Source organism: Oceanispirochaeta sp. M1, from assembly GCF_003346715.1.
Lineage (GTDB): Bacteria > Spirochaetota > Spirochaetia > DSM-2461 > DSM-2461 > Oceanispirochaeta.
Genome location: NZ_QQPQ01000006.1, coordinates 71,172 through 93,929 on the forward strand (window position 1 = coordinate 71,172; position 22,758 = coordinate 93,929).

Sequence of the window (22,758 nt, forward strand, 5' to 3'; positions counted from 1 at the left end):
TATACATTTCAATGATTTCAGAAGGTCAGATCCAATCACCGGGAGATACAGGATCTCCCCTTCTATGGATTTTATTGAGAAGAGATCCGCTATTATCATATAAATCCCAGTATTCTGTATTATTGGAGAAGCTCAATGACAATATCCTCTTCAGCCATAAATAATAGAATAATTGGAATCTCCACAAGCATGGAAGATCCATAGATATTGACGAGTATCTCTCCGGCCTCATTAAAATCTTCAGATTCTGAACTGGGCTTGAGTCTTGCTGTTTTCACTTTTTTCAAATCACCGGTAAGATCAAGAAGAAGGGTGTAATTAGATCCTGACATAAATGCCAGAGCCATTTCGTCACTCTCTTCTCCTTCATTTAAACTGGGAATTGATATCTCATATCCCAGATCAGTTTTGATTGGAAGGAACATGCTTTCCTCAAGTTCAGAGACCAGATCATTCACCCTGCCTCTGATTATAACTTCTGCTCCCAGGTGGTAGGAAGTATTTATGGTCAATATTTCAGCTTCAATAATGTTGAAATCCCCAAAGATTTCATCACCCATATCAGTAAATTCAGAATAATCCGTGGCTTCACCGGACATTGAACCTATAGTCTCAAGCATGCCTTTCTGGATGGTATAACGTACCGTCACCTTAGCATTACCCTTATCAAGTGAAACAGCATGAAATATATCGATACAGCTTGTCAGAAAGAAGGAACCAAGGATCAGGATAATCAGTTTTATTTTTGTTTTCATAGATGAAAATTATACATTGTTTTGTATTGATAAAAATATGCAATTTTATTAATTCTTGTTTATACTGATAAAATGAAGCTACGGGAAACCTGAGGCTGCTTTAATAATAAAATATAAGAGAGATGCCCAATGAATAAACTTTTTACTCCCTTTGACGAGATAAGGAACAACGCCCTGAAGCTGGCCTACCAGGTTTATATGGATGGCTTTGTGCCTGATGTTATCTATATTCCTCTGAGGGGAGGAGCCTATATGGGTAATGTGTTCAGTGAGTTCTTTAAAATGGTCAGAAGGGAAGAGAGGCCTGTATTCTATGCTGCTGTTGTTGCCAGATCCTATTCTGATATTCACAAACAGGACAGAGTCATGATTGACGGCTGGACCTATAATCCCGAGCACCTGAGAAACGGAGACAAGGTAATGTTTATTGACGATATCTTTGATTCCGGAAAGACATTGAATCATCTTGTTGAGGTGATCCTGGAGAAAGGCATCCCCAGAGAGGATATCAAGGTTGTTGTTCATGATTACAAGGATGTGAAGTTTAAGGAGCATCTGCCTATTCAGCCCGATTATTACTGCCGTAAGTTTGAACTTAACAGTGAGGACGATCAGGTTTGGATTCACTATATGAGTCATGAGCTTGTGGGACTGACCAGAGAGGAGCAGAACCACCAGTATCTGGACAAGGAGCCCGGACTGCAGGAAGTCTTTGATTTTATCAACGGATTATGATTCTTAATAAGGCAAAAAAAAACCGTCCCATGAAGGACGGTTTTTATATTTAAAATCTGTTTTACTTTATTCCTGATACCATTTTCTGTCGCCATCGTTCATCTGGTTCAACCACAAGCCGTAAGAACTTGTTGATGTATAGACTTTGTCCCTGTCAGAGTCATATAAAAAATTCATAATTGTAGCTTTTTTCAGGTCTGTACTGTTGTAGTTGGTATCCAGAGCGAATGTGTTTGACTGTAAAAGCGGATTTGATCTGTCTGAAAGATTAAGTTCATAATAGCCTTTTCCGTTATAGTAAGTCTGACTGTTATCGATGACATCGCCTCTTGTTCCCACAAGTATAATATCACCAACACCGCTCATCTCAGAGATATCCGCAAATGATGAGAACTGTACATCATCATCACCTTCAAGACCTGTCTGCCAAGCACCCCAGCTTCCGCCGTTGTTGAGCTTGTAGAGGATGGAGTGATTCCTACCGGTTTCTCTTGTAGAGAGTAGGAGAATATCATGAATATCTGAGTAAAAAACACTGTTGTAAGAGCTGCTTTCACCGGGATTTTCCTCTGTAAAGGATTCTGGAGTAGAACTGCCGGCTACGAAAAGTTTACCCGAAGCATAATAATCTACACCTTTACCAACTTCATTGACTGTCATATAAATTTCATTGGTATCAGTTCCGGTACTTGTCATATTTCTAACAATATAGGGGCTTCCTGATAGACCGGGGAGTGAGACAGCTGTACCCGATTCCAGTGTGACACCTTCTTCCAATACAGTATCGAAGTAGAAAATCTCAGTATCTACAACAGTTGAACTGTCGCTGGTCAGAGTATTCCATTTACGATTGGTTCTGACTATATAAAGTCCTCCCTCAATGGGGAGAAGTTTTATTGTATAAAAGTAATAATCATTGTTATTATCTACATCAGTTCTTCTCTCATATTCAAGAACTTTTATAAGTGTGCCATCTACTTCTGTAATATAATATAAACCCGTTTTTGAATTATTATCTTCATCAATAAGGGAGACGTAAACTTTGCTGTTATATACGGCAATAGATGAAACAACGGAGGTTGAACCATAACCTTCAGGCTTGGGTACGATATTCCAGGGACTTTGTACAGAACCGGCAATGCTGTACCACAGTTGTTTTCCGTGGGTGACATAGTAGTCCTGTCCCGCATCATTAAAAAGAATGATACTACCTACTGGAGTTGTTTTTTTAAAGTTGTTGCTGTCTTCGATCTTCTCTTCATTCTCAAGTGCATAGAAGATGGGATCACCCTTACAGGCAGCAAAAAGCAGTACTAGAAATGATATATAGAGTAGTTTTTTCATTAAATCCTCTTAAAAATGGTAAACAGCGGAGAGAGACACATCCATGAAGTTTCCAAATCTGTTGTACTCTCCATCACTGTAGAGCTGGGGTACCCACCAGTAAGTTGTATTCATACCGAAGGACCAGTTTGAGCTATAATTCCAGTAGGCACCAATACCGGGTTTCAGAATCATCTCTACATGAAAACTGTCCAGGTAGGAGGTCATATTGATACCGGCACCCAGGTAGACGGGTACAGAGATCAAATTGTTCAGAAACTGGAACTCATAGGTTCCTCTAAGGGTGATTGGAATCATATAAAAGTTATGCTTATTGGGGCTGCTCGCAAACATCGCCCCCACTTCCATACCAAGTATAATATTATTGTTAACATAGGCACCGTAAAAGAGGGAGCCATTGCCGCCCAACGAAAGGTTGGTGGAGTTAAAGGCATCTGAATCATCCCAGCTTAATGACGGGTTATTGATAAAAAGCGGGATGAATAATCCTGCATTAATTCCGAAGACCTGGTCACCCATTGTATGGTATTCAATTCTGCTGTCTTTAGGATTTTCCTCTTCCTGAGCCTCTTCTGCATAGGCAAGCATTGAAAAAAGTAAAAATATCAGCATAAATAGAATGGACGGGGATGAGATTCTGGGTATCTTTCTATCCAATTTTGTTCCTCATTTTCAAAATTTGTTTGATAATATCATAGTAACAACAAAGCTTCAACGAGGTTACGATGAGGAGGAAATCTTTATTATGGCAACTATAATTGACGGAAAAGCGGTGGCTCAGAGTTTGAGAGTGAAGCTGGCTGAAAGAGTTAAAGAGATGAAAGTATCCGGTGTTGTACCCGGTTTGGCTGTTGTGCTTATTGGTGATGATCCTGCAAGCCGTTCATATGTGACAGCCAAGGAGAAGAGCTGTCATGATCTTGGAATGTATTCCAGAGACATCAGGTTACCCGATGATACAACGGAAGAAACCCTTTTAAAGCTGATCGGAAAACTCAATGCTGATGATGCAATTGACGGGATTCTGGTACAGCTGCCTCTTCCTTCTCATATTGACGAGCAGAAAATTATTGTATCTATCGATCCTTCAAAGGATGTAGATGGTTTCCATCCAATGAATATTGGACGCATGATCCTTGAACAGGATACATTTATTCCCTGTACACCCAATGGAATTCTGAAACTTCTTGAATACTCAGAGATTTCCACTAAAGGGAAAAAAGTCGTTGTTGTAGGACGAAGTAATATTGTAGGTAAACCCATCACCAATCTGATGTTTCAGAAACAGAGCTGGGGGAACGCCACAGTAACTGTCTGTCACACAGGAACAAAGGATCTGAAAAAAGAGACTCTTGAAGCTGATATTCTGATTGCTGCCGCCGGCCGGCCGGAGATGATTACCGGAGATATGATCAAGCAGGATGCCGTTGTCATTGACGTCGGTGTCAACCGTGTTGAAGACAGTACAAAGAAGAGGGGATATAGACTCACAGGTGATGTTGATTTTGCCGGAGCCAGTGAAAAAGCCTCCTTTATCACGCCCGTTCCAGGTGGAGTCGGTCCCATGACAATTACCATGCTTCTGTTTAATACGGTTAAATCCGCAGAAGCAAGAATGGCCTGAAGGCCAAATTAAATAACTAAGCGGAGAACACCCACATATTCTATGAAACGTATTTTACTGATCTATATTCTGCCATCCATCCTCATTCTAACGGTGATGTTCGGATTCTTTATATCCGGGCGGAACTGGAAAAAACAGGCCCTGGGCTATGAAGAGCAGATAAAAATGACACAGGAGGAGCTCTCCTCACTGCGCAGCAATCAGGAGATTCTCAAACAGAATTCAGCCCAGGTGAGACAGTATATAAATCTGCCGGCTCTGGTTTTTGATGAATCGGCTCTTGAAGATGAATCTCAGGACTCAGATGTCCCTGAACAGGGGAACTTTGAACTTGCAGCCTATGGGGCCGTCGCCTTTCTTAATGAGCATAACAGTGGTCAGGATACCCTGAGAAGCTACGGCGCTCTTTTGGAAGACAGTTCATTCATCACAGTACTGAAACAACTTGATCTGAGCTACAGGAAATCTGTAGGTTACACAGGTATTCTGAGCAGGGGTGATGAAGATTATTTCACTCTGGAATATCTGCCGGAGAGCAATGAATTTCAGGCAGAGAGTGTACTGGGAGATGGCGAGGTGAATGGAGTTCTCTCATCCCCTGAGTTTGTCGGATATCTCCAGAGTGAAACAGCCGCCATGGATCTGCTTTATGCCCGTGTGGATAGTCTTAATCAGGATCTTATGAGGATTTATCAGGACCGTGAGCTCAGAAGCAGTTTAAGAGAACTGCAGCTCAGCCTGGGAAAACCTCTTACATCAGGAATGATTAAATCCGTTCCTGTTCTCAGAGTTGATGATTCTAAGCTCCTTTCCATGAAAAGCGATATCGAAACAAGCTCCTATCTTATGGGAGATAATTCATATAAAAGCCTTGATGAGCTCAAAACAGGTCTCCTGGACTATGTCAGTACTAAAGACATCAGAACAGATGCAAAGGTTCAGGATGATCTTGTAGAAGAGGAGATGAAGGATCTGTTGGAAGATCCCGCCTTTTTGCAGAGGTTGAAAGACCTCGGCTTCTCGCCTGTAATGACTCCCCGAGAGGACAACGATTATATCTATTATGATCTGCTGGACTCTCAAAATGAGGTAAAAGGATCTCTGGCTTTGCAGAAAGAGTTTGCAGAAGTCTATCTCATGGATGGGGATGATATTCCCGTTCGCTCCCTCAGAACATTTACCTCTGAGCATAATCTGACTTTCAACTATCAGCTGGAAACAGCGGATACAGCAGTTGTTTCTGATCAGTTTACCGCCGCCGAGGGCTCTGAAACCTTTTTATTAATCGGTTCTCATGAACATAATGCGGATACTATGATTCTCCTCCATGCAGATAGTGACAGTGGCGAGTTGAGGATGCTCAGCGTCCCCAGAGACCTCTATTATCAGGGAAGTAAAATCAACTCCATCTACAGGCAGCAGGGACCCGAGCAGCTAATGTCGGCTCTCTCTTCCGTAACAGGTCTGGAAATTAAAAATTATGTGGGCATCGATATGTATGCCTTTATCGATGTAGTCAATATTCTGGGAGGCATTGATGTTACCCTGGATGAGGCTCTGGTTGATCCCACCTATAAGGTGCGTGAGAACGGCCGCTGGTCAACTCTTTACTACACTGCGGGGACTCATCACCTTGATGGCATTGCCGCCCTTAGAATCGCAAGGTCACGGCATACTTCATCAGACTTTGAGCGCTCTGTTCGTCAGCAGAAGGTCATTGCGGCCTTAAAGGATTCTGTCTCAGTACTGGGTTTTACAAATATCAGTAAAATCTACGATATTATCCAGACAAGCGGGAAATATGTGGAGTCTAATCTCAGTACTGCCGATATGGTAAAGTACTTCCTCTCATATAAAGATTATGAGATAAGCGGTCAGCATGTATTGAATACTGACAATGTTCTTTATGCCACTTATACAAATCTATATAGATTGAGCGAAGAGGAGCAGGCAAAGGCTCTGAAAGATCCAAATTATTACAAGGGTGGATGGATTGTACTTCCAAAGAACAATGATTGGAGTATAATTAAGTCATATATCCGTTCGGTATTAACTTCATAAAGCCGATTCGGATCTTAAGGATAATATTATTAAGGAGAACATCATGCCCCTAAGGCTTATCTGGTATATTTTAATTTTAATCTGTCTTTTTACATTTGTGGGTCTTAACCTGGGGAATATGTCAGATGTCAATATCTGGTTTACCGAGGCGGGTCATTTTAAGGATGTTCCCATTGTTATCAGCTTCTTTGTGATGTATATACTGGGTGCTCTGTCTGTCATTCCCTACCTTATAGGGAGCGGTTTGAAACAGCAGAAACAGAAAAAGCAGCTTAAGAGAGAGAGTCTCCCTGGGGCTGCTTCAAATGATGATAAAAAAAAGAGTAGAAAACTACTGAAGAAAAAAGTTGAAAAAACAGAAGAACCCGAAGCGAGTAAACCGGAACTTCTTTAAGTTTCTGACTTTCCTCCTGTTTCTGCAGCTCTGTACAGCTGCCGGTGCATCGGATCTGCTGGACAGGGCCGGGTCCCTTGAACGGGAAGGGAAGAGTGAAGAGGCCCGCGTTTTATACATACAATGGCTCTCAAAATCCGGCAGCAGTGAATCTGATAGCTTTGGGCGTATTCTGATTCATACACTCAGAATGCCGGCTCCTCTTAAAGAAGATCTCAATCTTATTAAAAAAAATCTATACCGGGTCAATTCGGTACAAGATAAAAAAGATATCATCAGGACAGCCCTTATTCTTTGTGAGTTGTCAGGGAATCATGAACTGACTCAACAGTATCTCTCGGCCCTTTCTGCACTTTATGAAGATGCCGGTGTTTCTCCCGGCAGGGATGTGACCATTTCCCGCCTCACAATGTCTTCAGATATTAAATATGAGTATATGGCTGCTTTGGAGGAGAATGCAGAGTCTCCCAGGCTTCTTATGTGGATTGACCGGGCACACAATCAGCATCCTTTTCTGATTACAGAGGCTGACTGGCTTTTTCAGCTGCAGAAGGTCTTAAATAAGGCAGGTTACAGCTCTCAGGCGGAGATCTTTAAAAAGCGGATACTCAAGGATTTTCCTGATTCTATTGAAGCATCCCTGCTTAATAAACAGATATTTCCATTGGCAGGACCTGAAGAGTTATTTTCAGGAGCTGAAGACAGTGAAGTCATTCAGGATAATATATCTGCTGCTGATCCCAGCACAGATCCTCTGCCGGATTCATCTTCTGAATATACCCTATATCAGGCCGGAGCCTTTCAGAAGTATGAGAATGCGTCACGCCTCAAGATTGAACTGGAAGAGGCCGGGCTTGTCTCTCATGTAAAAAAAGAGGACTCCGCCTACAAGGTTATTGTGGAGAGCCGTAATGATGATCTTACAATAAAGATATTAAACGAGAAGGGAATTCAGGCTTTCAGGATTTATCCATAACTTCAATCTGTTCAATATGAAGAGTTTCTCCTGATTCCTGTAGAAAGCCGGAAACTGTCAGGTTTCCAGGTACCAGAGTGAGAGTTCTGATAATCCTGCTGCTGTCTTCAGTGATCTGGAAATCAACATTGTAAACAGACCTTGCATCCATCAGTCCGTTCTTTCTCTGATATCTTAACTGCAGAATACTTGTACCGTAGAGGTTAAAGAAGGTATATACACCCTGTCTATTTTCTCCATCAACATTTTTCTCGGTAAAGAAAGGGTAGTCCAGATAAAATTCGTTGCCCCGGCTTCCCTTGAACAGTCCGCTCAAATGGTTCAGTTCTTCAATAGGTTCCAGCATCTCATCATGTACCAGACCCTGCTGAAGGCTTTGGCTCAGAGGTGTATAATAACCGCCCCATTCTGTAGTTCCCTGAATTTTCACCTTGATGGAATCCATGTCTTCCACAGTAATTAAGATATCCCGACGAAGGCTCTGAATCAGGATATTCTGTGACTGAATATAGATACCCTTGAAGATTGTTCTGTAGGTGTCATCCCAGTCGTAGATCTCCTGAATATCATCGATGGTGAAGATCACCTGATCTTCATCGGGCTGAAAGTAGAGAATATCCTGTAAGAAGGGCTGTTTTTCACCAACACTGTCGCTTACTCTGTGCCATGGACCGCTTAAGAAGGCTTTGAAGTCATCCAAATCGCCTCTGTAGAGCTTTTTAAGGTTCTCTTCCTTGATGGTTACACCAGGCACTTTGGCAACTGATATGGGCTGATATCTTGAAGCTGCTTTGTTCCAGTTATAAACTGTCTTTATGAGGTCCAGGTTTTCATCATCCTCTGGATTGGTCTCTTCTGTGATAATGGGAAAGCTCTCCCATGTCATCTGTCCGGATTTATATTCCTGAGATCGGTCGGCTGTCTCTATATCAATAGTACCGTTCACAACCAGCTGGGCAATACGTCTATAGGTCAGTCCGGCGCTTCCACCCTGGGTTTTTATACTGAATACATCCAGAGTCTGAAACCCCTGCTTATTGAATCCTGTAATAAGAACCTCATTAAGCTGATTGCCGTTCAGATCCTGCAGGTGGACGCTCAGACCTTCCATATGATCTGGACTGATCATCTCTTCCAGAGAGAGCTGATAGCGCATCATATCGTTATTGTAGTCGGCTATAAAGAGTTTAAGTTTGTCCTTTCCATCTTCATCTTTGACCATTGTCAGGATGATCTGTTCTTCTTCAACATCATGGTCCAGATTAATGTCCTGCAGACGCTGGATATGATTATTATCAGGGATCTCAACCATAGGAACAAGAAAAGTGTTTTCTTCAACTTCATTCACACCTTCATCATTCGTTGTATTATCACCTTCGTTGACATGAGGATTTATAATTCTTGGTACCGCATTTGTCATCTCTTCAGACTTGTTTCGGCAGGATATGAGAAGCATTAAAAGGAGGAGTGAGTAAACAATTCTTTTCATGGGGCTATTATGTAAAGAAGGACGCAAAGAAATCAAGCACTTCGGCCTTTACTTCTTCAACAGGCTTAGTCAATTTGAATCCCGCAGCTGTAGGGTGACCCCCTCCACCGAAGCGTGATGCCAGAGGAAGGCAGTCAATTTCATTTTTAGTTCTTACAGAACAGCGTACCTGCCCCTGTGCATTTTCTTTAACAAATATAGAGACACGCACATCATTGCACTGGAGTGGAATATTAACGATCTCCTGGGATTCTTCGTATTTGGCTCCCGACTCGACCAGAGAATCTCTATTCATATACTGGAAGGCCACATGGTCATTGTAGTGGAGCTCCAGAGTCTTTCCCACCATAGTTCTCAGCTTGAGTGACTCTGTGGATTTACTTTCATAAAGATTGGAATAAACAAAATTGGGCCGAGCTCCGTTTAACACCAGTTTGTGGGCAATGGCGAAGGTTTCGGCACTTGTTTTCGGATAGATGAAAGAGCCTGTATCATAGACAATTCCCGTGAACATAGCTTCCGTAAGGGGAGCAAAGTAGGGAATTGAGAAATACTGCTGTATACTGTGGAGCATTTCACAGGTAGAAGAGGCATTAGGGAGGAACAGGCCTTTAAAGGGGATGTGATTATCATAATCATGGTGATCAATAACAAGTACTTCCTTGACAGTTTCCATATTTAGCCTTGTTGAAAGATGTCCAATATTACCCGGCTCGGTATCAACTACTATAAGGGTTTTTTTATTTAGATCTCCAGGAAGATCATCCTCGGGAGATACATTTTGAATCACATTTTCCGTATCAACATACTTATATTTATGTTCAATCTGATCGGAATTGAGAATTATGACTTTTTTTTTCAAATATTTAAGGATGCTGTATATTACAATTTCTGCACCGATTGCATCACCGTCAGGAGCTTCATGACTAGTAATGATGTAGTTATCATCCTTGATAAGGTGCTCGCAGATTTCTTTAACTGTCATTTATTTTCTGTCCTTGTGTATAATAATATAAACTATGAAAACTGAAAAATCTATTTGTGATCATTTATTTGAAGAAAAATTGAAGCTTGATGTCTGCTGTGTAATCGCTGCCGCCGGATTATCCTCAAGAATGGGACTCTGGAAAGGTGATCTCAAAATTCCATCATACGGGGAGCCGGGCAAAAAGCAGATCCTTTTAATTGAAAATGCTGTTAATACAGCTCTTGAGAGCTGCCGGAAGGTAATTCTTGTCGGGGGTGAACAGATGCCCCGGATTAGAGAGATTTTTTTTAATTGTAAAGAATTGATTCTTGTCGAAAACAGGGAGTATCAAAGGGGAATGCTGAGCTCGATTCAGACAGCTATGAGCTGTGTTGACAGCGATTTTTTTATCATGCCCATGGATATGCCTCTTTTGACATGGTTTCATCTATTTAAAATTCACGATGCATACAGTATCCGGAATGATTCTAAAGTATTCAGGCCTGTTTTTCAGGGATCCCCGGGACATCCGGTATTATTACCCTATTCATGGAAAAAAAGGGTCCTAAAGATGAAAGGGAAAAATCTTAAAGCTAATTTAAGTGATGATGATCAGGTTCTTATTCCCTGGGGGGATGAGTCTGTTGTGCTGGACCTTGATACACAGGAGTCTTACGAGCAGTTTCTAAGAGACTATTCGTCCTCATAAGACTGAAGGACACGTTTTTTAGTTGGAGCTGTATAGGCATAACCCAGGCTGACCATATAGGATATCTTATTTCGCAGCTGAATCTCTCTGGAGTCATAAGAGGCGCTGGTAAACTCTATGGTATCCAGGCTTCCCTTAATCCCCGTGAAGATATTGTTCTTTTCATTCAGTTTTATCAGAAATTTTATACCCGCACCCATTCCGACTGAGATCATATGGTTTGACTGGTTTTCATCCAGAGGATCTCTGTTTAAAAAAGTATATTGAGTATGAAATCCGATATAGGGGAGAAAGCCTATGGGTCCGGCCCAGAGACTCCATCCAACAGCTCCCATATAGTCCAGGGAAAAACCGCTGTTGCTTTCGTTGCTGTCAGATTCATATTTGCTCTGAAAGGGAAGCAAGAGGTAGATATCTGAGTAGAATCCGAGACGACTCCCGGTGAAGCTGCCGTAGTTAAGCCCAAGGGATTGTATGTTATATTCCAGCTTTTCTGTATCAGTTCCGGATGCTTCATTCAAATTTTTAAAGCTTTGCTGGTAACTGATTCCCACCATGTGGATCTGGTTCCAGTCGATGACGTTTTCCTCCTGTTCGATTTCCTGTGAGAATACAGAGGTGGTGAACAGAAGTGTAAGGATGGAAAGGATCGACAAAGTGCAGGCGGGTTTTCTTATCATTTATTTATAATAATTCTCAAGATGGATAAATGCAATCGCATACCTGTGAAAAGATCAGGGCAAAAAAAAGCCCGTAAGTCTGGACGTTGAACCTTACGGACCTGAAATAGCATACCTCCCAAAGGAGATATTGAAACTGTCGAACACATAAATGCGTTACATTTATAAAATTCGGTGTTCCTGAGAAATACTTTAGATAAAAATAAAATACTTTTCCTATACTCATGATCAGACCGATTCTGTTAAGTCAGAATAGTTCGCCCTGTCCGCCTCTCAGGCTCTCTTCTACGAGGGAGATGATATAGTCCAGATCTTCTTTATGATTCAGAATATCGTAATCATCAATATTCAGTACAAGTTTGGCCGAGTCTTTGTAACTGCCCGTCCACTCTTCATAGAGTCCGTTCAGATTCTGAAGATAGTCCCGGGGGATGGCGGATTCAAAATCCCTGTTGCGTCGGGAAATTCTAGCCTCCAGGGAAGGAACTGACGCCTTTAGATACACAAGCAGGTCAGGGGGCTGCAGAAGGGATACAGCAATCTTATACATTTTCCAATAGGTATCAAAATCCCTTTTTTTTATTTGACCCTGCAGGTAGAGGTTCCTGGCAAATATCTGGGCATCCTCATAAATGGAGCGGTCCTGTACGACATTGCCTCCGTTATCCTGCAGCTCTTTATGCATGGCCATCCGGTCGCTCAAAAAGAATAGCTGTGAGTGGTAGGCCCATTTTTTCATATCTGTATAAAAATCTTCAAGATATGGATTCTCTGAGACAGGTTCGTAGTAGGGTGTCCACGAGAGTGCTGTGCATAGGTGTTTTACGAGTGTTGATTTACCGGCACCTATATTTCCGGCAATAATTATATATTTTTTCACAATTTGTTCTTCAGCCTTCTACCATGCCTTTCAGGAGGGCGGCGGCATCTTTCATTTTATATTTTCCCAGAAGTGCAGATGCGTCTTCCAGTTTGTTTTTCAAATCTTCATCTATTTCAGAATCTAATAGATCATCCAGTATCTTCACTGCAGGTCTTGGTTTTCGCACTGCCAGAGAAGCGGCAGCTTCAGCGATCTTTTTTATTACAGCATCCCTGTCGATCTTTACAGCTGAATTTTCTCCATCTTCCTTCTCAGACTTTTCTGTGGACAAATATCCATCTATATTGCCCAGAGTCCGGATCAGGGTCTCATGAACTTTAATAATGAATTCTTCAGCCGGTTTCTCTTCTTTGAGAGCAGCTTCCAGCGCGGCAGCAGCCTCCCGGATCTCTTCAGCACCGAGATTAGCACTGACTCCTTTCAGAGAGTGACTATGGCGTAGTGCAGCTTCATTGTCTCCAGCAGATATCAGTTCTTGTATATCTTCCTTGAAGGATTTAAAATCTGCACTCATATCTTTCAGGAGCTTGGCATAGAGCTTCTTATTGCCTGCAAGACGCTCAAGTCCTTTATGGCTGTCCACTCCTTCAATACTTATTGAATCTGATTTTTCGGCAGGCTCATCCTGTATTCCGTAATCTTCCGGTAATTGTCTGTCCCCCGGGCTGATCCATTTTATAAGTGTTTTCCAAAGCTCTTTCGGCTCAATAGGCTTGGTGACATAATCATTCATTCCGGATTCTAGAACACTCTCTTTTACTCCGGTCATGGCATCGGCGGTCATGGCGACAATGGCGATATCCTTGAACTCATCCCGGCTACGCAGCTCTTCAGTTGTTTTATATCCATCAAGAACAGGCATCTGCAGGTCCATCAGTACTATGTCATAAGACTTCTGTTCCAGTTTTTCAATAGCAACTCGTCCGTTCTCGGCTATGTCCACATAGAAGCCTTCCCCGCTGAGAAGTTCACTGGCCACTTCCTGGTTAATCTCATTATCTTCAACCAGAAGTATTGAGGCTCCTCTGATTTTATCAAAACCGGGAGGCATTTTTACTCTTTTTCTGATATCACTATCTGCTGATATATGGCCGAAGGCCTGCATGATTGTATTTAGAAGGAGCGACTGATTAACAGGCTTCAGGATAAAACCGGAAAAATCAGATTTTTCAGCAGTACTAAGAACTTCATCCCGGCCGAAGGCGGTTACAAGAATATATTTGGGTCGTTCTTTTTCATCCAGGACCTCGTTAATTTTATTTGCTGTCTTAAAACCGTTCATTTCAGGCATACTGTAATCCATAAGTATCAGGTCGAATCCCTTCTTACCGGATTCTTTCTTCTCTTTTACAAGCTCTATGGCCTTCATACCATCTTCTGCAGCAGTTGAGTCAAAGGAGAAGTCACCCAGGTAATCTGTAAGGACTTCGCGGCTTGTGGGATTGTCATCCACTATCAAAACTTTCAGATCCTGAATAGCGGGTGGGATAATCTCTTTTTTCTTTTTATCCTGTGCAATGAATACGGCCGTAAAATGGAAGGTCGCACCCTCACCATAGACACTGTCTACACCGATTTCACCGCCCATCATCTCGGTGAGCCTTTTACTGATGGAGAGTCCCAGACCTGTCCCGCCGTATTTTCTTGTAGTGGAGCTATCTGCCTGAGAGAAGGCCTGGAAGAGCTTTTTCTGCTGTTCATCACTGAGGCCGATTCCCGAATCTCTTACCCTGAACTCTATTGTGGCTTCTTTATTCTCAAGAGTTACCAGTTCTGCCGTAACGGCAATTTCACCTTTCTCTGTGAACTTGATTGAGTTATTAGTCAAATTGAGAAGAATCTGCCCAAGACGGAGGGGATCTCCGATCATATAGGGTGGTATATCTGTTCCTATTTTAAATACAAGTTCCAGGTTCTTATCGCTGGCCTTTGTACTTATCATGCTTGCCAGGTTATCAAAAACTTCATGGATATTGAAGCTGATATCTTCCATGGCAAGCTTTCCGGCTTCGATTTTTGAGAAATCGAGTATATCGTTGATAATACCCAGCAGGTTGTGTGCAGAACCGTGGATTTTACGTATATAATCTTTCTGTTTTCGATTCATTTCTGTTTTCTGAATCAGGTGTGAGAGACCAATTATGGCATTCATGGGAGTTCTTATTTCATGTGACATATTGGCAAGGAAGTCAGATTTAGCTTTTGTAGCCGCCTCGGCTTCCTCTTTAGCCAGAGCAAGTTGCTGTTCTGCCTCCTTCTGCTTTGTTATGTCCCAGATAAGTCCGAAGGCTCTTTCGGGTTGTCCTTCTTCATCAAGGGTTGAAACACCCATGCAGGAGAGATAGATAATTTCAGATTCACCCTTCAAGAGTCGGTAACCACAGTTAAATGTGTCTCCGGAAGTCAGGAAAGCCGAAAATTTTTCCATTGCACGATCTCTGTCTTCAGGATGAACCCTGGAAAACCAGCTCTTCATTTTATGATCAAAAGTATCTCCAGTCAGTCCGGTTATCTCCATCAGGGTATTGTCCAGAATGAAATCTTCTTCTTCCACAATATAGGTCCAGCTTCCCATTCTGGCTGTTTTCATGGCCATATCCAGCTGAGCATCTTTTTCATGTATTGCCTGCTCTGCCAGTTTCCTGGCAGTTATATCCAGAGAGTATTCAATCATCTGAACAAGTTTGCCCTCCTCATCAAAAATAGGATAGCCATGGACTTCCACATATACAGGTTCCCCTTCTGCATCATAGTGAATATGTTCAACAGTACAGGGCTTATTGGTTCTACTTACGGTTTCCAGAGGGCAGGGGTGCTCTTCTGAGTGACAGGGAATATCACTGTGGTGAGACAGTTTGTGACAGAAAGTCAGTACTTTTTCCTGATTAAGATTTCTTGCCGTGGAGTTCGATAATACTATCTCGTATGAACTGGCATCGATCACATAGAAGGGGTGGGTGAGGGCTTCTATTGTATTTTCGAGGTTCTTCATGGCAGAAGAAACTTCCTTTGTACGCTCTGCTACTCTTTTTTCAAGGTCATCATTTGATTTCTTTAAAGATCTGTTAGCCTTTTCACCTGTTGCTATACTTGTCAGAACAGAGCCTGATGTTAATAGAATGCTCAGTAAAACCAAAATCATTATCAGGCTCCGAGCGCTTCTGTATTGAGAGAGGGCATCGTCAGCATCAATTTCTGTAGCAATGCCGAAATTTAATCTACTGTTCCAGAGCCAGGCACCGTATACATCAACACCTCTATAGTCTGCGTATGGTTTCGTGCTGATACCGGATTTGCCTCTTACAGCCTGTGAGGCCATATAGGTCAGGGGCATATCTGAACTATGGGGCTCTACATTTTTTGCCGTCAGAATATTGTAGCCGGGATCTCTCACCTGCATATTGAGTATGTTGTCGACTTCAGCTCCGATCAGCCCGATGTGTTTAAGTTCATGTTCAAATCTGCTTCTGGAAAGGAAATTTCCATAATGGTCAAAGGCATAGGTTTCTCCGGTTTCACCTATCTGACCCATATTGCAGTATTTTGAAAATTGATTACTCGGATCTTCTCTCTGAGTTAATACTGCAATCACTTGATTCCGTTCTCCGAATATAGGTACAGCGTAAAACATACTTGAATAAGCAGTGGGCTGGTCAGCTGATTTGTATACATCGCTTGGAATCGCAGGTATAAAAACAGATTCACCACTAAAAGCTTTTTCGAGCAGCTCTGGTCTGAAATTCAATATCAGGTTTTTATCCCCGATATTGGTATCACGCCGGGAACTCAGATTGACACCGTCCCTTGAAATAATGAAGAATCCCTCTGAGAAGGAAAAAGGGCTGTCATATTTAAAATAATCCCTTATTTCCTTCTGAGTAAGGCTGTTGATCAGTGTCTCTTTGTCTCTGGGCAATAGAACAAGTTCTTCGGTAAGGGATCTCAGTTTTTGACTCCCCGAAACCATGGTCAGTTGATCCAGGTTTTTATTTATCCATATTTCCAGAGTTTCATTGGTTGATGAGAGTACTGTTCTAAGTTCATCCTGAGTCCGTTTTATACTGTTTTTTCTGAACTGCATTATGCCAAAGACAGCCATCAGCAGTAGAAGAGTTATGCAGATCATCAGAATCATCAGACTGTTCCACTTCATTCTTTTCAGATCAAACTGTTCAGTACCGCTGTTACGTTTCTTTAAAATTTTCTGCAAAAGAATGAAAGCGAGAATAAAAAAAGCAGCAACAGAAGTGAAAATTAAAAGATATCTAGTCACTGTTTCCGAATTAGATTCTTCCACTTTCGCTATAGTTGCAATCTCTGCCCGGGAATCAATCCATCTCTCGTTTATTTCGCTGATCTCCTGTTCAGTGATGGAATTCATAGCCTTTATTAGAATCTTCTGTAATATGGGATTCTCTTTACTGACCGCAAGATTCAATTTAGGATTTTCAGAACTTCCAAATGTAATTTCACCAGATATTATCAGATGGGTCAGGTAATTTTCACTGATCAGATAATCAATGACGGCTTCTTCACCTACTGAAGCATCTGCCTTTCCATAGGCCACATCCTTCAGGCTGCCGAGGATATCTTCAGTCATGTGGAGTTTAATTTCCGGAAAGTATTTTCTAATCAGTTCCTCATGATAGTAACCTGTGGGAACAGTAACAGTCTTCCCCTTAAGCTCTTCCATACTATTAAAAGGATTATTTGCATTTGAAACTATTACATTGGGGGTTGTTATATAGTGTTCTGTAAATAGAAAATGCTTCTGTCTCTCTTCCGTGTTAACTATATTGAGCAAGACATCAAGTTCGCCCGTTTTGGTCATGTCCAAAAACTCATTCCATGCTGGCCCTGAGACATATTCAACCTGAAATCCCGCCTTGGCGGAGAGGATATTCATATAGTCAATGGAAAAACCTTTGGCAATCCCGTTTTCATTATAATTGAAAGGCGGCCAATTCATTTCATTGCTGGCTGTAATTATCGGGTTTTCAAAGAGATACCGGGCTTCTTCTGCATTTAATTGTATCTGAGGTGCTTCTTTTTTTTCATATTCCAGCCATTTATTTCTTAATATTCTGTACTGGTCAGAAGGAATTTCTTTCATTGCTTTACTGAGTATAGAAAGGAGAACTGTATTCTCTTTTTTTACAGCCATGGTTGCTTCAATTATTCTATTTTCATCAAGTTTGAGGGTTCCACCGGGTTTCAGATTGGTAACATAGAGATTTTTCATCATAAAATTAATGGTGGGCATCAGATCAAGAAGCAGATCTGCTTCTCCATGAGATACGGCAAGTATGGAATCCGTAACACTACCTACACTGAGAACCTTAACTTCCGGATAGGGTTTCAGGAGTTCCTCATAATAGAAACCTTCTGGAATCGCAATTGTCATTCCAAAGATATCCTCAACAGAATCAATCATATCTTCGGTTTTTCTTATATAAATTGAGGGAGCAAATTCCATATAGGCATCTGTAAAAGAGAGATATTCGGCACGCTCATCGGAGTATGCAATATTCAGCATCACATCCAATTCATCGTTTTTAATCATTTGAAGAAAATCATCCCAGCTGGGACCGGATATATATTTGACTTTAAGACCTGCTGTTTTTGCAAGAAGATCCATATATTCTATGGAAAATCCTGTTGGTCTGCCGTTTTCATTAAAATTGAAAGGACCCCAGTCAAGTTCATTGTGAACTCGAATCTCAGCATTGTTTTTGATCCACATCTGTTCTTCCTGACTTAGATCAAGAGAGAAAAGAGGAGTGAACAGAACGGTCAATAGAAAGATAAACAATGCTCGCCTGAATCCGGCCATGAAGGAATTCCTTTTGAGAAATTAAGGTTATATTACTATTCTATTTCAACGCAGTTGCTAAATCAATCATTATAACTGCCGTAAGTGCTGTAGGAATCTGTCTTTTCAATCATTATGAGTGCAGTCTCTAAATCTCTTTCAGACAGGGCTTTAATGAGTTCGTTATGATATCCTACAACCTGATTTTTAATTTTTTCTGAGGCATAAAAACGGGTCAGTAGATCCATGTGTGCGGGTTTAAGGGTGTTTACCAGAAGGGCAAAGAGAGTGTTGGTACTTAAAAGTCCCAATCCCAGATGAAATTGGAAATCAAGTTCTGCCAGGTCTTCTGCTTTTTCGGCTTTAAGCATCTGTTTATTAATTTCCTTCAGATACTTCAGTCCCTTATTATCACTCTCTTTATTCTTGTTCTCACAGATTCGGATGACAATCCCTTTTTCCATATAGATCCGGAAATTCTCCAGGTCCTTGGCAAGGTTGGGACTCAGTTTATGGTCACTGTTATTGATAAGGGAGAGAAGCAGGTCCAGTGTGGCTTCCTTTCGGTAGTCATTCACAACAATACCATGCCTTGGTCTGAGTGTTACAAGACCTCTGTTCTCAAGAATCAGAATCCCTTCATGGATAACCGGCCGGGATATTCCGAATTCTTTTGCCATCTCTCTTTCGGGGGGGAGTTTTTCACCTGCCTTGAGCTTTCCCTGAAGGATGAGATCTTCCATATGGTATACGAATTCTTCCTTCAGACTGACTGGTTTCAGGGGTTTAAACAGAGATTTATCCATGGAACGATTGTAAGGAATGGTGTGGGACTTGTCAATTTTGAAATAAAAGATGACAGATGGATTTTTCTATTGTATCATTTGGTGGTAATACCACCAGCCTTAATCAGGGAGAGGTACATATTTGATAAAGAATGCTGAGAAGCAACTGAATAAAATCAGGAAAAAGCTGAGCAGGAAGGGTCTCGATGCTGTCAAAGTCAGTATGTTTAGAGAGTCAGTACAGCTTAAAGGTTCTGTTGACTCCTGGGAGCAAAAGGTTCAGGCAGGGCAGAGTTCCGCTGGACATGGGTTTAAGGGTGTCCTCAATGACATTCTTGTCAGTGGTTGTGATGAACCGGGTATGAGTCAGCCCCAGCTCGAAGATGATCTGCTTGAAGGACGTTCTTTTGATGTTGTGATTGTCGGGGGCGGAGTGATCGGCTGTGCCATAGCAAGGGAGCTCTGCCGGCTGGAGCTGACGGTAGCTGTTCTTGAAAAAGAGGCGGATCTTGCGATGCAGGCTTCAGGTAGGAATGACGGAATGATTCACCCCGGTTTTGCTGCAAAGCCGGGATCATTGAAGTCTCATTACAATACCAGGGGTAACCGCTTATATACGAATCTGGCCGAGGAACTTGGTTTTAACTTCACCAGGCCGGGGACAATTATTCTATTCAAAGACTGGTGGATGAGGTTTTTACTGCCACCTATCTTTAAAAAAAGATGCAGGGATAACGGTGTTGATGGTGATTACAGGACCCTCTCTCAGAAAGAAGTTAAAAAGCATGAACCCAATGTCACAAAAAGGCAGAAAGGGGGCTTTCTCCTCCCTTCAACAGGTATAGTTTCTCCCTTTCAGGTGACTATTGCTCTGGCTGAAAATGCTGTTGCAAACGGTGCCGAGGTTTTTCTTAATACCCTGGTATGTTCTGTATTTCTTGATGAAGGACGAGTAAGTTCGATCGAAACAAACCGGGGCCGTCTAAGGGCGGGAGTGCTCATTAATGCAGCCGGAGTCTGGTCTGATAAACTGGCGGAGATGGCGGATGACCGATTTTTCTCCATTCACGGTAGAAAGGGAACTGATGCTATCCTGGACCGGAACAGTGAAGGTGAACAGAATCATATTCTCGGAATGCCTTCATTCAGCTCAAATAAGAAGAATCACTCTAAAGGGGGAGGATTGGTACTCTGTGTGGAGGGAAATATCCTTCTTGGGCCCACTGCCGAAGAGGTTTCGGACCGCGAGGATTATTCCACTGATTCTGAGATGTTTACCACGCTGCTGGAACAGCTGGAAATGAATACAAAACTAAGCCCCTCCATGATAATAAACTATTATTCTGGAGTCAGAGCCGCCAGTTGGGAGGAAGATTTTATTGTTGAACCTTCTGACAAGGTGGCAAATCTTGTTCATGCCGCTGCAATACAATCTCCGGGATTTGCTTCTGCCCCCGCAATAGCAGTGGATGTTGCTTCAATGGCCGTCGATATCCTTAGAACATCTGGTGTGGATATTGTTCCCCGGGATGATTTCAATCCTGTGCACCATGGCATACCTCAGGTGAAAAATATGAATGCTGCTGACAGGGATACCCTTATAAAGAGAGATCCGGCATACGGTGAGATTCTCTGCCGCTGTGAAGAAGTCTCCCGTGGAGAGATCAGAGATGCTCTGCACTCGGCTGTGCCGGCTGCAACAGTGGATGGTATTAAACGAAGAGTGAGAGCCGGAGCCGGTCGCTGTCACGGTGGATTCTGTCTACCGAAAGTCATATTGACAATGGCCCGGGAGATGAATGTCCCCATAATTGATATTACCAGGAAGGGTTCGGGATCGAATATTCTTGTGGCTGAGACAAAGATCTCCGCCCTGGAGGTTTCAGATGCTTCTTAGATATGATGTTGTTATTATAGGTTCAGGTCCTGCAGGTATGGCTGCCGCAGTGTCTGCATCTGACAAGGGAGTGTCTGTCTGTCTGGTAGAGAGAGAAGAGCGGATGGGGGGGATTCTCAAGCAGTGTATCCATGACGGATTCGGGTTGATTCGCTTTAAAGAGAAGCTGACAGGACCGGAATATGCCTGGCGTTATGAACAGATGGTCCGGGAAAATCCTATTGATTTTTTAAGCAGCACTTTTCTTACACAAATCAAAAAAGAAGAAGATGTATTTGCTCTATCATTTATCAACCCGGAAAAGGGTGTGTTCCGGATGGAAGCTGATACTCTTATCATGGCAATGGGTTGCAGGGAAAGGACAGACCGTCAGATTTTCCTTCATGGAGAGAGACCTGCAGGTATTTTTACCGCAGGACAGGCTCAGGATCTTATCAATCTTAAAGGATTTTTGCCCGGGAAAAAATGTTTGATTCTTGGCAGTGGTGACATTGGTCTTATTATGGCAAGACGCCTGACCCTTGAAGGTGCTGAAGTGCAGGGTGTCTATGAAATCGGATCAGAACCTTCAGGGCTCACCCGGAATATTGTGCAGTGTCTGGAAGACTATGATATTCCCCTCCATCTGAATATGTCAGTCAGAGAAATTCACGGTAGAAAAAGAGTGGAATCTGTGTCTCTCTGTGAGGTGGATAGTAATAAGAAATTTATCGAAAACACCACTGCGAAGATCAGCTGCGACTGTTTAATCCTCAGTGTCGGACTGATACCTGAAAACGATATTCTGGCTCCTCTGGGTATAAAAATGGACCTGGTAACAGGCGGACCTGTTGTGGATCAGAATCTTGAAACTTCTTTTCCCGGAATCTTCTCCTGTGGTAATGCTCTTCTTGTGAGTGATCTTGTGGATTATGTTTCTGAGAGCGGTCATATTGCAGGTGAGAGTGCAGCAGGACGATGCAAAAATCATAGCATAGCGAAAAAAATCAGTTTGGAGTCTGCCGGCAATATTCACAGTGTTGTTCCTCAGACTTTTACTGCTGATGCCGGGTTAGTTACACTCTATCTCAGGCCTTCTAAAGCAATGGATAAGGCTGAGCTCCATTTGATACAGGGTGAACATATTATCCTCAATAAAAAAATGAACTGGTTGAAGCCCTCTGAGATGCACCGGGAGGAAGTTGATTTATCAGGAATAGATCCCGCAGGACCAGCTCTGGAATTGAGTTTAATACAGGGAGCAGCTAAATGAAAAGAACAATGACCTGCATCGCCTGTCCACGGGGATGTCTATTGAATATCAGTGAAACAGACGGAAATATCACTGTCACAGAGAATCAATGCAGCCGGGGAGTAGACTATGCTCTACAGGAGCTCAAAGAGTCACTGCGGATGCTCACCACAACTGTCAGAACTTCAGGTACTGATTATCCCAGGTTAGCGGTTAGACTGTCCCGGGATGTTCCCCTCAGACTTTTTCCTGATTATATGAAAGTTATATCGAGGATTATTCATAAGGGCAGTTGTATTCCTGGAGATATTCTGGCAGAGAATCTTCTTGATTCGGGAATCGATCTAATATCAACAGGCGCTGTCAATAGTGAAGTAGCTAAATCAAATGATGTTGATTCTGAAAAAAAGGTATAG

At 42.3% G+C, this 22,758-nt stretch carries 18 protein-coding genes; 9 read left to right on the plus strand and 9 right to left on the minus strand.

Annotated elements, in window-relative coordinates; genetic code table 11:
* Nucleotides 1–119: 119 nt before the first annotated feature.
* Complete coding sequence (locus tag DV872_RS05450; RefSeq protein ID WP_114628845.1) at nt 120–755, minus strand: hypothetical protein; 636 nt, start codon at nt 753–755, stop codon at nt 120–122.
* A gap of 129 nt (nt 756–884) precedes the next feature.
* On the opposite strand from DV872_RS05450, the gene DV872_RS05455 reads away from it, so the two are divergent.
* Nucleotides 885–1,490, plus strand: a complete 606-nt coding sequence (locus tag DV872_RS05455) for a phosphoribosyltransferase (RefSeq protein WP_114628846.1) — start codon at nt 885–887, stop codon at nt 1,488–1,490.
* Nucleotides 1,491–1,556: 66 nt separating this feature from the next.
* On the opposite strand, the gene DV872_RS05460 is transcribed toward DV872_RS05455, so the two are convergent.
* Both DV872_RS05460 and DV872_RS05465 read right to left on the minus strand, forming a co-directional pair.
* Nucleotides 1,557–2,834 (minus strand): hypothetical protein, encoded by a 1,278-nt coding sequence (locus DV872_RS05460; protein WP_114628847.1) that lies wholly within the window; start codon nt 2,832–2,834, stop codon nt 1,557–1,559.
* A gap of 9 nt (nt 2,835–2,843) precedes the next feature.
* Nucleotides 2,844–3,446 (minus strand): TP0733 family outer membrane beta-barrel protein, encoded by a 603-nt coding sequence (locus DV872_RS05465; RefSeq protein ID WP_147283106.1) that lies wholly within the window; start codon nt 3,444–3,446, stop codon nt 2,844–2,846.
* Nucleotides 3,447–3,576: 130 nt separating this feature from the next.
* Here DV872_RS05465 and folD point away from each other — a divergent pair, with 130 nt between their 5' ends.
* The 4 genes from folD to DV872_RS05485 are packed head-to-tail and all read left to right on the plus strand — an operon-like array spanning nt 3,577 to nt 7,889.
* Nucleotides 3,577–4,458 (plus strand): bifunctional methylenetetrahydrofolate dehydrogenase/methenyltetrahydrofolate cyclohydrolase FolD, encoded by an 882-nt coding sequence (folD, locus tag DV872_RS05470; protein WP_114628956.1) that lies wholly within the window; start codon nt 3,577–3,579, stop codon nt 4,456–4,458.
* Between the two features lie 42 nt (nt 4,459–4,500).
* Nucleotides 4,501–6,519 (plus strand): LCP family protein, encoded by a 2,019-nt coding sequence (locus DV872_RS05475; RefSeq protein WP_114628849.1) that lies wholly within the window; start codon nt 4,501–4,503, stop codon nt 6,517–6,519.
* Between the two features lie 43 nt (nt 6,520–6,562).
* Nucleotides 6,563–6,913, plus strand: a complete 351-nt coding sequence (locus DV872_RS05480) for a hypothetical protein (RefSeq protein WP_114628850.1) — start codon at nt 6,563–6,565, stop codon at nt 6,911–6,913.
* Nucleotides 6,867–7,889: an SPOR domain-containing protein gene (locus tag DV872_RS05485; RefSeq protein ID WP_114628851.1), complete on the plus strand. Its 1,023-nt coding sequence runs from the start codon at nt 6,867–6,869 to the stop codon at nt 7,887–7,889. Before DV872_RS05480 ends, DV872_RS05485 begins: the two co-directional genes overlap by 47 nt.
* On the opposite strand, the gene DV872_RS05490 is transcribed toward DV872_RS05485, so the two are convergent.
* Nucleotides 7,873–9,378: a pallilysin-related adhesin gene (locus DV872_RS05490; protein ID WP_147283107.1), complete on the minus strand. Its 1,506-nt coding sequence runs from the start codon at nt 9,376–9,378 to the stop codon at nt 7,873–7,875. The two genes, DV872_RS05485 and DV872_RS05490, sit on opposite strands and share 17 nt — an antisense overlap.
* Nucleotides 9,379–9,385: 7 nt before the next feature.
* Nucleotides 9,386–10,363, minus strand: coding sequence for a bifunctional oligoribonuclease/PAP phosphatase NrnA (locus tag DV872_RS05495; protein ID WP_114628853.1), 978 nt, complete (start codon nt 10,361–10,363; stop codon nt 9,386–9,388).
* A gap of 34 nt (nt 10,364–10,397) precedes the next feature.
* On the opposite strand from DV872_RS05495, the gene DV872_RS05500 reads away from it, so the two are divergent.
* Nucleotides 10,398–11,054, plus strand: a complete 657-nt coding sequence (locus DV872_RS05500; RefSeq protein WP_114628854.1) for an NTP transferase domain-containing protein — start codon at nt 10,398–10,400, stop codon at nt 11,052–11,054.
* On the opposite strand, the gene DV872_RS05505 is transcribed toward DV872_RS05500, so the two are convergent.
* The 4 genes from DV872_RS05505 to DV872_RS05520 form a co-directional block, all read right to left on the minus strand.
* Complete coding sequence (locus tag DV872_RS05505; protein ID WP_114628855.1) at nt 11,039–11,734, minus strand: hypothetical protein; 696 nt, start codon at nt 11,732–11,734, stop codon at nt 11,039–11,041. The two genes, DV872_RS05500 and DV872_RS05505, sit on opposite strands and share 16 nt — an antisense overlap.
* Nucleotides 11,735–11,981: 247 nt before the next feature.
* A complete protein-coding gene (locus DV872_RS05510) occupies nt 11,982–12,614 on the minus strand; it encodes a deoxynucleoside kinase (RefSeq protein ID WP_114628856.1) in 633 nt (210 codons plus the stop codon).
* Between the two features lie 10 nt (nt 12,615–12,624).
* Nucleotides 12,625–18,450, minus strand: a complete 5,826-nt coding sequence (locus DV872_RS05515) for a transporter substrate-binding domain-containing protein (RefSeq protein WP_114628857.1) — start codon at nt 18,448–18,450, stop codon at nt 12,625–12,627.
* Between the two features lie 62 nt (nt 18,451–18,512).
* Nucleotides 18,513–19,235, minus strand: coding sequence for a FadR/GntR family transcriptional regulator (locus DV872_RS05520; protein ID WP_114628858.1), 723 nt, complete (start codon nt 19,233–19,235; stop codon nt 18,513–18,515).
* 121 nt (nt 19,236–19,356) lie between these two features.
* Between DV872_RS05520 and DV872_RS05525 the strand changes: the two genes are divergently transcribed.
* From DV872_RS05525 to DV872_RS05535, 3 genes are read left to right on the plus strand one after another with little or no spacing between them, the layout of a single operon-like run.
* The gene (locus tag DV872_RS05525) at nt 19,357–21,111 is read left to right on the plus strand and encodes an NAD(P)/FAD-dependent oxidoreductase (protein ID WP_370446650.1); all 1,755 of its coding nucleotides are present in this window, start codon (nt 19,357–19,359) and stop codon (nt 21,109–21,111) included.
* Nucleotides 21,101–22,363 (plus strand): NAD(P)/FAD-dependent oxidoreductase, encoded by a 1,263-nt coding sequence (locus DV872_RS05530; protein ID WP_114628859.1) that lies wholly within the window; start codon nt 21,101–21,103, stop codon nt 22,361–22,363. The genes DV872_RS05525 and DV872_RS05530 overlap by 11 nt, the downstream gene beginning before the upstream one ends.
* Nucleotides 22,360–22,758 carry a DUF1667 domain-containing protein gene (locus DV872_RS05535; protein ID WP_114628860.1) on the plus strand — a complete coding sequence of 133 codons (399 nt, stop codon included), beginning with the start codon at nt 22,360–22,362 and terminating at the stop codon, nt 22,756–22,758. Before DV872_RS05530 ends, DV872_RS05535 begins: the two co-directional genes overlap by 4 nt.